Source organism: Pseudomonas sp. PP3, from assembly GCF_905336995.1.
Classification (GTDB): domain Bacteria; phylum Pseudomonadota; class Gammaproteobacteria; order Pseudomonadales; family Pseudomonadaceae; genus Aquipseudomonas; species Aquipseudomonas reinekei.
Window position 1 is genome coordinate 3,346,311 of the sequence record NZ_HG995459.1, and the last position, 13,174, is coordinate 3,359,484.

At 61.3% G+C, this 13,174-nt stretch carries 12 protein-coding genes; 4 read left to right on the forward strand and 8 right to left on the reverse strand.

Features of this window, described 5'->3' with window-relative positions:
- Positions 1-4 precede the first annotated feature (4 nt).
- The 3 genes from imuA to KHO07_RS15135 are packed head-to-tail and all read right to left on the reverse strand — an operon-like array spanning position 5 to position 2,195.
- On the reverse strand, positions 5-622 hold the full coding sequence (imuA, locus tag KHO07_RS15125) for a translesion DNA synthesis-associated protein ImuA (protein WP_212624733.1): 618 nt from the start codon (positions 620-622) through the stop codon (positions 5-7).
- Complete coding sequence (gene lexA, locus KHO07_RS15130) at positions 622-1,239, reverse strand: transcriptional repressor LexA (RefSeq protein WP_212624734.1); 618 nt, start codon at positions 1,237-1,239, stop codon at positions 622-624. The genes imuA and lexA overlap by 1 nt, the downstream gene beginning before the upstream one ends.
- Before the next feature lie 38 nt (positions 1,240-1,277).
- Complete coding sequence (locus KHO07_RS15135; protein ID WP_150732747.1) at positions 1,278-2,195, reverse strand: LysR family transcriptional regulator; 918 nt, start codon at positions 2,193-2,195, stop codon at positions 1,278-1,280.
- Between the two features lie 103 nt (positions 2,196-2,298).
- On the opposite strand from KHO07_RS15135, the gene KHO07_RS15140 reads away from it, so the two are divergent.
- The 4 genes from KHO07_RS15140 (at position 2,299) to KHO07_RS15155 (ending at position 6,961) form a co-directional block, all read left to right on the forward strand.
- Positions 2,299-4,041, forward strand: coding sequence for an amidohydrolase (locus KHO07_RS15140; RefSeq protein ID WP_212624735.1), 1,743 nt, complete (start codon positions 2,299-2,301; stop codon positions 4,039-4,041).
- A 108-nt stretch (positions 4,042-4,149) separates the two neighbouring features.
- Positions 4,150-4,887: a TorF family putative porin gene (locus KHO07_RS15145; protein WP_212624736.1), complete on the forward strand. Its 738-nt coding sequence runs from the start codon at positions 4,150-4,152 to the stop codon at positions 4,885-4,887.
- 193 nt (positions 4,888-5,080) lie between these two features.
- Positions 5,081-6,148: a phosphotransferase family protein gene (locus KHO07_RS15150; RefSeq protein WP_212624737.1), complete on the forward strand. Its 1,068-nt coding sequence runs from the start codon at positions 5,081-5,083 to the stop codon at positions 6,146-6,148.
- Between the two features lie 45 nt (positions 6,149-6,193).
- On the forward strand, positions 6,194-6,961 hold the full coding sequence (locus KHO07_RS15155; protein ID WP_075944780.1) for an SDR family oxidoreductase: 768 nt from the start codon (positions 6,194-6,196) through the stop codon (positions 6,959-6,961).
- 433 nt (positions 6,962-7,394) lie between these two features.
- On the opposite strand, the gene KHO07_RS15160 is transcribed toward KHO07_RS15155, so the two are convergent.
- The 5 genes from KHO07_RS15160 to KHO07_RS15180 all read right to left on the reverse strand — a co-directional run bounded on the left by KHO07_RS15160 (position 7,395) and on the right by KHO07_RS15180 (position 13,056).
- Entirely contained in the window at positions 7,395-7,646 is a 252-nt protein-coding gene (locus KHO07_RS15160; protein WP_150732743.1) for a DUF1652 domain-containing protein, read from the reverse strand.
- Between the two features lie 178 nt (positions 7,647-7,824).
- Positions 7,825-9,324, reverse strand: a complete 1,500-nt coding sequence (locus KHO07_RS15165; protein ID WP_212624738.1) for a helix-turn-helix transcriptional regulator — start codon at positions 9,322-9,324, stop codon at positions 7,825-7,827.
- Positions 9,325-9,491: 167 nt separating this feature from the next.
- On the reverse strand, positions 9,492-10,382 hold the full coding sequence (locus tag KHO07_RS15170; RefSeq protein WP_212624739.1) for a LysR substrate-binding domain-containing protein: 891 nt from the start codon (positions 10,380-10,382) through the stop codon (positions 9,492-9,494).
- 5 nt (positions 10,383-10,387) lie between these two features.
- Positions 10,388-12,592 carry a molybdopterin cofactor-binding domain-containing protein gene (locus KHO07_RS15175; protein WP_212624740.1) on the reverse strand — a complete coding sequence of 735 codons (2,205 nt, stop codon included), beginning with the start codon at positions 12,590-12,592 and terminating at the stop codon, positions 10,388-10,390.
- On the reverse strand, positions 12,592-13,056 hold the full coding sequence (locus KHO07_RS15180; protein ID WP_150732739.1) for a (2Fe-2S)-binding protein: 465 nt from the start codon (positions 13,054-13,056) through the stop codon (positions 12,592-12,594). Before KHO07_RS15180 ends, KHO07_RS15175 begins: the two co-directional genes overlap by 1 nt.
- Between the last annotated feature and the right edge of the window lie 118 nt (positions 13,057-13,174).

Sequence of the window (13,174 nt, forward strand, 5' to 3'; positions counted from 1 at the left end):
AACCTCAATGCCCTACGGCGAAAGCAATCGGCGCCGAACGGGCCAGCCCGCCGCGACACTTGAGCACGCGCAATTGCGCCGGTTTGGCATCGATGGCGATGCGCAGCGCCGCAGGCGAAGGGTTGACCGCTTCACTGAGCGAACGATAGGCGAAGGCCAGGGTCGAGCCGGTTTCCGCCGCCACCTGCAACCGGCGCAAGGCGCGGTCATCAGCCTTGTGCGGCCAGCACAGCACCGCGCCGCAACTGCCCGAACGCAGGCATTCTTCCGCGGCCCACAGCGCATCGCGCTCGCTGGCCTGGATGATCGACAACTGGCGCAGATCGACCCCGGCACTCTGCCAGGCCTGGGGATACGGCACGTACGGCGGCGCCACCAGCACGATGCGCTCGCCTGCCGCCGACAATCGCGCCAGCGCCGGCCACACCAGTTGCAGCTCGCCGACGCCCTGCCCGCTCAGCAGAATCTCGGTCAGCGCCGCCTCGGGCCAGCCGCCCGTGGGCAGCGCCGCGTCCAGCGCGGCATGCCCGGTGGGTTGTGGGCTGACGGCCGGCGGCGCAGGCCGGCCCTTCCAGACCTGGCCACCATTGAACAGCGTATCCAACGCAACGACGGCGCCCATCAGCCTTGTCTCACCAGGCCGCAGAACACCCCCTCGATGGCGAGGTCGCGGTCGGCTTCGACGATGATCGGCTGATAGGCCGGGTTGCGCGGCAACAGCCGCACCGTGTCGCCGACCCGCTCGAAGCGCTTGATGGTGACTTCGCCGTCGAGGCGCGCCACGACGATCTGGCCGTTGAGCGCTTCGGGATTGCGGTGCACGCCTACCAGATCGCCGTCGAGAATGCCGTCCTCGATCATCGAATCCCCGCGCACCCGCAGCATGTAGTCCGGCACCCGGGAAAAGATCGAGGGATCGAGCAGCAAACGGCTATGAATGTCGGCATCGGCCCCGATCGGCGCACCCGCCGCCACTCGGCCGAGTACCGGGATGTCCAGCAACTCGGGGCGCGGCGGTTGCCCGATCAGGCGAATGCCCCGGGCCTGATTCGGGTTGACCTCGATAAACCCGGCTTCGGTGAGCGCTAGCACATGCTTGCGCGCCACGCTGCGGGAGGCGAAGCCGAACGCCTCGCTGATTTCAGCGAGGCTCGGGGATTGACCGTGCTCCGCGATGCGCTCGCGGATAAAGGTCAGGATGGCGGTACGGCGGGGAGTCAGATGGGTCATGGAGTACATTTGTACTCTTTTGCCATTTTCCTGGCAAGGACCGCCAGTCAACTCAATCCACGGGACGCCAGAAACGCTGCGATGTAATCGATGAATGCCAGCACTTTGGCCGTTGCCCGCCGATGGCTCGGGTACACCGCCAGAATGTGCGGGCCGAAGCTGTCCGGGTCGATGTCGTAGTCGGCCATCAGCCGCACCAGTCGCCCATCGGCGATATAGGGCGCGGCGCTCCACAACGGCGTATGCAGCAACCCGCGCCCGGCCAGGGCATTGGCCAGCAGCAAGTCGTAATTGTCGCTGCGCAAGCGTGGCGCCAACGGTTGTGGCAGGGCCAGGCGCTGGCCATCGCGCTCGACCCACCAGAAATCCCGGCTGAGCAACGGGTGGCGATACAGCAACCATTCGTGGTCATCGAGGGTCTGCGGGGTGACCGGCAGCCCCTTGCGCGCCAGATACTCCGGGCTGCCACACAGCGCCAGGCGATTGCTGCCGACCACGCGCGCGATCAACCCTGGCAAGTCGTCATGCCCTTCACGCAACGCCAGGTCGTAGCCGCTTTCCAGCAGATTGACGAACTCGTCGCACAGGTCCACTTGCAGGTTGATCTGCGGGTATTGCTCAAGAAAACCACCGCACACCTGATCGAGAAAAGCCTGCCCATATGCAAGCGGTGCGGTGATTTTCAGGCTGCCGCGCAAACCATGCTGCAACTGCTCGATTTCCTCTCCAGCCTCCTCCAGTCGCTGCAACACCTGACGTGCGGTTTCCAGGTAGAGCCGGCCGGATTCCGTCAGCAAAATCCGTCGGGTGCTGCGCTCAAACAGCCGGGCGCCAAGCTCCGCCTCGAGGTGATTGACCGCTTTGGTCAGGGCTGAGGGGGTCTTGCCCAACTGCTCGGCGGCGCGACTGAAACTGCCCAGTTGCGCGGTGACCACGAACATTTTCAATGCACCCAGCTTGTCCATTCTTTTTCCATTCAGGCAAAAACGTTTTTCGTGAGTGAGGCGTTCTGCCGAGCGCAGCAAGCCACTAATCTGGCCATCAGACGCAATAACAAGGAAACATTCAATGAAAAGATTCATCCCGAATCTATTAATGGCCACTGTCAGTTTTGCCTCGTTGGAAGCCATGGCAGCGACTGATCTGGTGTTATTCAACGGCAAGATTTTCACCGCCGACCGCAACCAGCCCAAGGTTCAGGCGCTGGCGGTTCAGGACGGCAAAGTGCTGCAAGTCGGCAGCGATGCGCAGATCAAGGCGCTGATCGAGTCTGGAACAAAGGTCATCGACCTGGACGGCAAGACGCTGATGCCCGGCTTGATCGACAGCCATTCCCACGCGATTTTCGGTGGCCTGGAAAGGGTCTCTGCCAACATGGCCGACGAAGTGGTCGAACTCGATGAACTGGAAAAACGCCTGCGTACCTGGCGCGATGACGGTACGGCGAAGCACGGTGATGTATTGAGTATCGCCGGCATGAGCTCGGCGTACTGGGCGCAAGCCGAAGCGCTGGGCAAGACATTCAACAGCGGCGAATGGGCCAAGGTGCCCGTGGTCTTTACCGGCAGCGACCACCACACGGCCTGGGCCAACGATGTGATGCTCAAGCGTGCCGGGGTCGATGCCGCGCTGATCAAGTCATTGCCGGCGGCTGAAGACGGCACCATTGGCAAGCTAAAGGACGGCAGGCCCAACGGCTTTCTGGTCGATGCAGGCTGGGATCGGGTAGCGTCGAAAATGCCGGCACCGAGCGCCGCCGACATGCTCAAAGCGGCGCAAACCGCCGTGAGTTACAACAACAGCGTCGGTATCACCGCGTGGATGGACCCCGCCGCCAACGCCGCTCCCGGCGAGCCGATTTTCGCCCTCAAGCCCACGGAAAAAACCGTCGGCGTGCTGCCGGTGTACAAGGCACTTTCTGAAAGCGGCGGCATGACCGCCCACGTCGCGGCGTTGCTGGTGGCCAACGGCAAAAGCGTTCCCGCCGATCTCGACACCCTGGACAAGGTCCGCCAACAGTTCCAGGGCATTCCCAACCTGACGCTGCCCGGCATCAAGATCTTCGCCGACGGCGTGATCGAATACCCGGCGCAGAGCGCGGCGATGATCGACCCTTACAGCAATTCGCACAAACAGGGCGAGTTGCTGATCGATCCGCAGCATTTCGGCGCGCTGGTCAGCGCCATCGACCAGCGGGGCTGGCTGGTGCACATCCATGCCATCGGCGACCGTGCGGTGCGTGAATCACTGAACGGGATCGAGCAGGCGCGCAAAGACCGCCAGAGCGGCGTGACGCACTCCGTCACGCACCTGCAAATGGTCAACCCCAAGGAGTTCGCCCGGTTCAAGCCGCTCAACGTCATTGCCTCGATGCAACTGCTCTGGGCTGCCGCCGACGACTACACCACCGACATGATCAAGCCGTACGTCAGCGCCCAGGCATTCCGTTACCAATACCCGGCGCACTCGCTGCTCAAACAGGGTGCGACCATTGCCGGCGCCAGCGACTGGCCGGTGTCTTCGCCGAACCCGTTCAACGCCATGGCCCAGGCCATGACCCGGGTCGGCCCGCTGGGCGTGCTCAACGCCGATGAGCGCATCGACCGCGAAACCATGTTCTATGCCTACACCCTCAACGCTGCGCGCACCATCGGCCTGGACAAGACCATCGGCTCGTTGAGCGCTGGCAAACAGGCCGACTTTATCGTCCTCGACCGCGACGTCTTCAGCGTCGATGAGAAAGCCCTGCACGACACCCAAGTGCTGCAAACCTGGTTCGCCGGCCGTCAGGTCTACGCACCGACCCTCTAATAAAAGCTGCAAGCACTTCGCTGCCCGACCCCGTGTTTTCCAACCCGGGGCCTGGCGCAGCCTTGCCCGACATCTGCCCATAACAATCACAATAGCGGAATGCCTTTGATGAAAGCCTTGACCCTGTTCGCCCTCGGTTCCTTGAGCCTGTTGCCCTTGAGCAGCCAGGCCATACCCCTGAACGATGATTTCTCCCTGCTGCTGGACGTGGCCCTGGCCAGCGACTATCGCACCCGCGGCATCTCGCAAACCCAGAACGATCCCGCATTGCAGGCCGGTGCAACCCTGGCCCACAGCAGCGGCCTGTATCTGGGCGCGTGGAGTTCCAACGTCGATTTCGGCGGTGGCCTGAAAACCCGGCAGGAAGTCGATTACTACGCCGGCTGGCTGTGGCAGGCCACGGATGATGTGAGCCTGGACATCGGCTATCTGAAGTACACGTATCCCAAGGAAAGCCAGTTCAACCAGAGCGAGGCCTACGGCATTCTCAGCGTCTACGGGGTGAAACTCGGGGCCTATTACTCCGCCGATGCGCCGGGTATCAACAGCGAGCAGAACTCGCTCTACAGCTATGTCGGTTATGAAACCGAGTTGCCCTACGATGTCGGCCTGACACTGCGCTACGGCGACATGGACTTCAAGGACCCGCACCTCTACTCACGCTCCGGTGAGGCTGAAGATTCGTATCGGGAATGGGAGGTCAAGCTGACCCACGAACTGGCTGGCGTGATGCTGGGCCTGAGCTACATCGACACCGACCTGTCGAAAAGCCAGTGCGTCAGCAACTGGGGGTTCGATGACGTTTGCAGCGCCACGGTAGTGGCGAGCGTCAGCAAGTCGTTCTGACGCAGAACCCGCTTGAGCAAGGAGGCTCGCGGGCGTCAGGGAGGCTGATCCGATGTGGGTGCATACACATCAGGATCACTGATTATCCGGCAACACGCTAACCTATAAGACCGTGTCGCGCTTGTGGCTCCCAAGGCGCACCATTAGATTAGCCAATGATGTCTGGCCTCCAAAATAAGCAGAAGGGATAAGCATGGCGCTTACTGACCAGTCCACCCGTATCCGTACCGGCGAAGAACTCGATGCCAGCCTGATCGATCCATACCTCAAGGCCCACATTCCGGGATTGAGCGGCTTGCCGCAAATCAGCCAGTTCCCGGGCGGTGCGTCGAACCTTACCTATTTGCTGGAATACCCCGGGCAGGAGTTTGTCCTGCGTCGGCCGCCGTTCGGCCACAAAGCCAAATCCGCCCATGACATGGGCCGCGAATTTCGCATTCTCAATCAGTTGCGCGACGGTTTTCCGTACTGCCCGAAAGCCTATGTGCACTGCACCGACGAATCGGTGATCGGCGCCGAGTTCTATGTGATGGAACGGGTCAACGGCATCATCCTGCGCTCGGAACTGCCACCGGAACTGGGGCTCGATTCAGCGAAAACCGAAGCCCTGTGCAAGAGCTTCATCGACAAGTTCGTCGAGCTGCACCAGGTCGACTACAACGCTTATGGCCTGGGCGACCTCGGCAAGCCTGAAGGTTATGTGGCGCGGCAGATCAAAGGCTGGAGCGACCGCTACGAAAAAGCCCTGACCCCCGATGCGCCGCACTGGGACGTTGTCAAGGCCTGGCTCAACGACAAGATGCCGGCCGATCACCCGACCTCCAGTATCGTTCACAACGATTACCGCTTCGACAACGTCATCCTCGACCCGAAGAATCCGATGCAGATCATCGGTGTGCTCGACTGGGAACTGACCACCCTCGGCGACCCGCTGATGGACCTGGGCAATACCCTCGCCTACTGGATCGAAGCCGGTGACCCGGCGCCGGTGCAGATGATGCGCCGTCAGCCGAGCCACGCCCCGGGCATGCTGACCCGCCGCGAGTTCGTCGACTACTACGCCCAGCGTTCCGGCATCCAGATCGACAATTTCGATTTCTACTACACCTACGGCCTGTTCCGCCTGGCCGGCATCGTGCAGCAGATCTACTACCGCTTCTTCCATGGCCAGACCCAGGACAAACGCTTCGCGCAGTTCATTCACATGAACAAATTGCTGGAGCAGATGAGCTTGCAGGTCATCCAGAAATCCAGCCTCTGACGCCGCCTTTGGCCCCATAACAAGACTTCATTACAAGGGAATCCCATGTCCAAGACTCAGTTGTTCGACCTCGACGGCAAAATCGCATTCGTCTCCGGCGCCAGCCGTGGCATCGGTGAGGCCATCGCCAAACTGCTGGCCCAGCAAGGCGCCCATGTGATTGTCTCGAGCCGCAAGCTCGACGGTTGCCAGCACGTGGCCGACGCGATCATCGCTGCCGGCGGCAAAGCCACCGCCATCGCCTGCCACATTGGCGAAATGGAACAGATCAGCCAGGTCTTCGCCGGGATCAAGGAACAGTTCGGTCGCCTGGACATCCTGGTCAACAACGCCGCCACCAACCCGCAGTTCTGCAACGTGCTGGACACAGACCTCGGCGCGTTCCAGAAAACCGTCGACGTGAACATTCGCGGCTACTTCTTCATGTCGGTGGAAGCCGGCAAGCTGATGCGCGAAAACGGTGGTGGCAGCATCATCAACGTCGCTTCGATCAACGGCGTTTCGCCAGGGATCTTCCAGGGCATCTATTCGGTAACCAAGGCGGCGGTCATCAACATGACCAAGGTCTTCGCCAAGGAATGCGCGCAGTTCGGCATCCGCTGCAACGCGCTGCTGCCGGGTCTGACCGACACCAAGTTCGCTTCGGCACTGGTCAAGAATGAGGCGATCCTGAACACCGCCTTGCAGCAAATCCCGCTCAAGCGCGTAGCCGACCCGAGCGAAATGGCCGGCGCCGTGCTGTACCTGGCCAGCGACGCCTCCAGCTACACCACGGGTGTTTCGCTGAACGTGGACGGCGGTTTCCTGTCCTGATGGTTTAGACAGCACAACTGCCTGTGGGAGCGAACTTGCTCGCTCCCACAGGTTATGTGTGTTTTCTCTACTGGGTGATACAGCGAGTGGTCGTGGTGACTCGTGTCACCTCGCCATTTTCGCCACGCACATCGCCCAGGACATCGGTTTTATCCATGGTCTGGCAGGTACGCTCAGGTGGCGGCGGTGGGGTGACCGGTGGAGGTGGCGGCGGACTGGCGCAACCACCGAGGATCGCTACGCAGAATGCCAGCGACAGAGGTGTACAAACGCGTTTCCCAAGATTTTTCATAGGTTGACCCGCGATAAGTGATCGACACTTTTTTGTGACAACAAAACCTGCGCGCGAAATCCACAGACCTGTCACAAAAAAATTATTCGCGTATCACTTATAGCCCAATCAGTGACCAGGGCCATGAAAACCTGGCAGTTCTTACATCACTGGATCGGGACGATGCAGGGTATTGCTTTGCAATTCGTAGCGTAATTCTTCAATCAGCGTCGCCACTGCTTCAGCCGATTGCAGCCTTGTCATGTCCAAGCCACTGACCACCAGGTCCACACGCCCCGAAACCGGGTGGTAGAGCTTGACCGTCAATGAGTGCTCACCAGAGATGCTGCACTCACAGGCCAGCGGTGAAAAATTGTGTTCGATCAGGGTCCGCAGTTGGGCCAGCGTAATCATTGCGATTGCCCCTGGCGGTGTAATTCGTGGTGTTGCAGGTTCATCAGGCCGTTCCTTTAGCGGTTTTGAAGGAGACAGGCAGACGATCCGCGAACACCTGCCCTCCTCCAACAGCCTAAAAGCCGCGGCAATGGGTAAACACATTAAATTGCACCCTGAGATTTAGTGCATTTGCACCTTAACGCTGCCCTCTATTTCGCCAGGCTCCAGCAAACAGTCCTCGCTCGCGCGCCCAGACGATCGCTTCACTGCGGCTGTGCACATCCAGCTTGGAGTACACCGTTGCCACGTGATTTCGTACGGTATTGGGCGCCAGTTTCAGGCGCGCGGCGATTTCCTTGTCGGCCAGGCCTTCGCAGATCAGGCCCAGTACATCACGCTCCCGCGCTGTCAGGTCGGTGAAGGAAATGCTGGGCAATCGCGGTGAATTGACGCTCTTCACGTTGGCCAGCTTTTCAATCAGCGTGCGGCTGAACCACGAAGCGTCTTTCATCACTTCTTCAATCGCCGCTACCAGTTCCAGTTCGGTGCGCTTGCGCTCGGTGATGTCCATCAACACCAGCAGATAGCACGGCTTTTCCTGAATGTTCACGGTGTCGGCGGACACCGCGCAATCAATCAGTTCAGTGTCTTTCTTGCGCACCCGAACATCGATGCGATCAAGACTTGCGGTTTTCTCCAGTGCCGAGAACAGCCGCGTTCGGGCATTCTTGTCTTCGAAGAAATCGATCTGCGCAATGCTCTCGCCCAAGACCTCTTCACTGGGGTAACCGAGGGTGTCGAGAAACGCCTCGTTGACATCGAGCACGATCTGATCACCCGCGCCGCACAGCAGAATGGGCACCGGGGATAGGCGAAAGGCTTTGGCAAAACGCTCCTCGCTCTGGCGCAAGGCAACTTCAGCCTTGTGCCGCGGTTCCATGTCGACGAAGGAAAACAACATGCAAGGCTCATCGTTGAGTTCAAGGGGTTGACCGGCGACGATCACCTGTTTGCCTGTGCCATCAGCCATGCGCAACTCGGCCTGCATTTGCGGGATGGTGGTCCCTTCGCGCAGGCGCTGTTTGGCCAACGCCTTGTTTTCGGCCTGCTCCAGCACGTCCAGCTCGTAGGTGGACGTGCCGATCACCTGATCACGGGTAAAACCGGTCATCTCAAGGAAGCCCGGATTGACCTTGATGTAACGCAAATCACTGAGACGACAGATCACCGCCGGCGCGGGGTTGGCAGAGAAGGTTTTTTCGAAACGGTGCTCGGCGCTGGCCCAATCGGTGACGTCGTCCATGATCAGCACCAGGGATTCCGGCTCGCCTCGGCTGTCGGTCAACACCAGGCTGCGCACGCGATGCACCCAGTTGCGTTGCTCCTGGTCCTGCGCACAGGTCAGCTCGACCAGCACGTCGCTGAAGGTCTCACCCCGGGCAGCGCGGTTGATGGGGTAGCTGTCGACCGGCACCACATGGTTGTTGCGGTAGCGCAGGGCAAACCGCTTGGCGTAGGCCTTGGCATTGGCGCCGAGGTCGCTGACCTGTTCGACGCCGTGCATGGCCAGTGCCGCATCATTGGCCCAAAGGATGCTCTGATCGGGGTCGAGCACGATGACTCCGTCGGACAGCCCGGCGATGATTTGCTGCAACTGGCGGCGATTGGTTTCGGTGCTCAGGACGTCCTGGCTCATTGTGGCTCCACACATGTTATGACCCTGTGAAGTCTACGACCGCTGGCGTTTATGATCGTGCGAAGAACCTTTGTAGGAGCCGGCTTGCTGGCGATGGCGTTCGCAAGCCCACTAAAGTGTTGGATGCTCCACCGCTTTCGCCGGCAAGCCAGCGCCTACAAATACAGCTAGCGGGCGTCCTGCAGCACCAACTCACGCAACGTATCGAGAAACAATTTGAGCACCGGTGAGTCGTCGTCCGCGCGGTACGTGGCGTACAGCGGCACTTCCGGCAACGCGGGGGTCAGGCGTCGAAACACCAGGCCTGCCGGCGCCAGTTGCTCGATGGACGCCGGCAGCAAGGCCACGCCAAACCCCGCGCGTACCAGGCTGAGCAAGGTTTGCACCTCGATCACCTGCTGACGGATCAGCGGGGTGAACCCGGCCTGGATGCAGCACTGGAACAGAAAATCGGCGAACCTTGATTGCTTCAGTTCCAGGGCGACAAAGGGCTCCTGCGCCAGATCCGCGGGGGCCAGGGTTTCTCGATTGGCCAGCGGATGATCGACCGGCATGACCACCCGGATCGGCTCGTAGATCAGCAGTTCGTTGCGCAACTGCGGATCGTCATAGCCGACCCGGAACACACAGGCATCGATGCGTTTCTCCTTCAACGCCTTGACCTGCGCCGCCGGGGTCATTTCGTGCAGTCGCCAGTTGACCTGCGGATAGCGCTCGCGAAACAGGTGCAAGGCCCGAGGCAGCACACCGACCATGACCGAACTGATCATGCCGATTTCCAGTTCGCCCAGCTGGCCGCGGCCGGTCTGACGCGTCAGGTCCAGCGCGCGGTTGAGCTGTTCGAACACCAGCGGCGCCTGTTCCTTGAGCATCTGCCCGGCGGCGGTCAGTTCGACCCGGTGGTGGCTGCGCTCGAACAACGGCGTGCCCAGTTCCTCCTCCAGCAGGCGAATCTGTTGGCTCAGCGGTGGCTGGCAGATGTGCAGCCGGGTGGCGGCGCGACCGAAGTGCAGCTCTTCGGCCAGCGCCATGAAGTAACGCAGCAAGCGCAGGTCCATGCCGGTCAGCCCAGGTTCAGTGGTGTGGAGCGCTGACGCACCCCGGTCAGACTGAACAAGGCGTTGGCGATGGCCGGGGCCACCGGCGGGCTGCCGAGTTCGCCGACGCCACCGGGTTTGGCCGGTTCGCCGTCGACCAGCAGGATGTCCACCGCCGGCATGTCCGACATGCGCGGCACCCGATAATCATGGAAGTTGCTCTGCACTACCCTGCCCTGTTTGATGTCCAGTTGATCGAACAAGGCATGACCGAGGCCCCACATCAGGCCACCGTAGATCTGCTCTTCGACACCACCGGGCGACACCGCCAGGCCGCAATCGACCACGCACGTGAGCTTGTCGACCTTGATCGCGCCATCCTGCATTGACAGGCGCGCGACCACGGCGATGAAACTGGTGTAGCCCTGATTGGTCGCGATCCCCAATGCCGTGCCCTCTGGCAACGGCTGGCCCCACCCGGCGCGTTCGGCGGCGCTTTTGAGCACGGCGACATGCCGTGGCCGGTCGTGCATATGGGCCAGGCGAAAGGCCAACGGGTCTTGCCCGGCGCCGTTGGCCAGTTCATCCATGAAGCTTTCCACGGCGAACACATTGGGGATGAAGCTCACCGAGCGATACCAGCCGCTGGGCACATCGCTTTCATGCTTGACCCAGACCAGGTCGAGGTTCGCCGGACGATAGGCGAAGTCCCAGGCGGTGATGGCTTCGGTGGTGCTGTAATCCATCTTGTCCGGACGCTCGAAGTAACCCGGCTCCCATTGTTCCGGCGAGGCTGGCGACACCGCATTGAGCTGCAACGCGGTCAGCCGCCCCTGTTTATCCAGCGCACCTTTGACCCGGTGCAGCGTGGCCGGGTGCATGAACAGTGAGCGCATTTCGTCTTCGCGACTGTTCATCAGTTTCACCGGCACTTTGGCCTGTTGCGCCAGATAGGCGACTTCGAACAACCAATACTTGGCCTCCCGCGCACCGAAGCTGCCGCCGGACACCATTTCGTTGATGGTGACGTTGTCCTTGGCGATCTTGCACACGGTTTGCGCCGCCTCCAGTGCCGAAGACGGCACCTGCACACCGCCCCAATAGGTGATGGCGTTGTCCTTGACCTGCGCGGTGATGCAGATTGGCTCGAGCGGATTCTGCACTTTGTACGGCATGCGGTAATCGGCTTCGAGCAGCTTGGCGGCGACCGGCCATTGCGCGCTGACATCACCCGCTGCCATGGCGGAGACCCGTTGCGCGCCTTTGTCGTCCAGCGCTGCCAACTGGGCCTTGACCAGCTCATCGCTGTCGAAACCGGCCAATAGCGATTCGCTCCATTGCACCTTCAGCAGCGCCCTGCCCTGATGCGCCGCCCAATAGTTGTCGGCCAGCACCGCCACGCCTTCGACGTTGCCACCGAGCACATCCGGCCGTCCCGGCACCGCAAGCACCTTGCGCACGCCAGGCACCTGCAAGGTCGCGGCAGCATCCACCGACAGCACTTTCGCCCCGACCACTGGCGTACGCTGGATGACCGCCACCAACATGTCCGGCAACTCGACGTCGATGCTGTACTTGAAGCGTCCGCAGACCTTGGCCTGGGCATCGCGTTTATGTCGCAGCTTGCCGATGTACTGGAACTGCGCCGGATCCTTGAGCGTGACCTTGGCCGGTGCCGGCAAGTGTGCGGCAACGCCCGCCAGTTCGCCGTAACCCAGGCTGCGTTTGCTCGCCAGATGAACCACGCGGCCTTCGTCGGTGCTGCAGCTGTCGGGGCTGACTTTCCACTGCCTGGCCGCCGCTGTGATCAGCAACGCCCGGGCCGTGGCCCCAGCCATGCGCAGGCGGTCGTACTCCAGCGACACACTGGTGCTGCCGCCCGTGGAGAAGACTTTCCAGATCGGATGAATGTAGGTTTCGAAAAACGGATCTTCGGGCGAGATCACCTGCACGGTCATCGGGTTGACGCCCAGTTCCTCGGCCACGCAAGCAGCCAGAGCCGTGTGCGTGCCGGTGCCGGAGTCGTGCTTGTGCACCACCAGTTTCACCGTGCCGTCGGGCAGGATCCGCACCCAGGCGTTGGGTTCGAATTCGCCTGCCGGTGCCGGGGCTTTCGGGTCCGTCGCAGCCAGCCCCGAAGGCAGATAAAACGCAATCGCCAGACCGCCAGTCACGGTCGCGGTTTGCTTGAGAAAGACACGCCGCGCGAGATTGATCTGCGAATTCATCATCACGCCTCCTTCGACGCGGACGCCGCGCGTTTGATCGCTTTGTTGATGCGCCCGTACGTGCCGCAACGGCACAGGTTGCCGGACATGGCATTGCGAATCGAATCGTCGGTGACCGCCGCGCCGGTGTTGAGCAGCGCGGCGGCGGACATGATCTGGCCGGATTGACAGTAACCGCATTGCGGGACATCTTCGGCTACCCACGCCAGTTGCAGCGGGTGCTGTTCAGTCGCCGACAAGCCTTCGATGGTGGTGATGCTGTGGCCCGCGACGGCGGCGACCGGGAGCTGGCAGGAGCGCACTGCCACGCCGTCCAGGTGCACGGTACAGGCACCGCACAGGCCCATGCCGCAACCGAACTTGGTGCCGGTGAGTTTCAAGTGGTCACGTAACACCCATAACAAGGGCATGGAGGGCGATGTCTCTACCAGCTCGTGTCGTTCGCCGTTTACCGTGAATTCGATCATTGTCAGGCTCCAAGAGAGCGGCCCGTCTTTGTGCAGGCCTGGTGATCGATTATTGGAAGCCTTGTGAAAACGGGGCCAGCGACGATTTCTGCCATCCTGTGTAAGTAGGACTAACAGC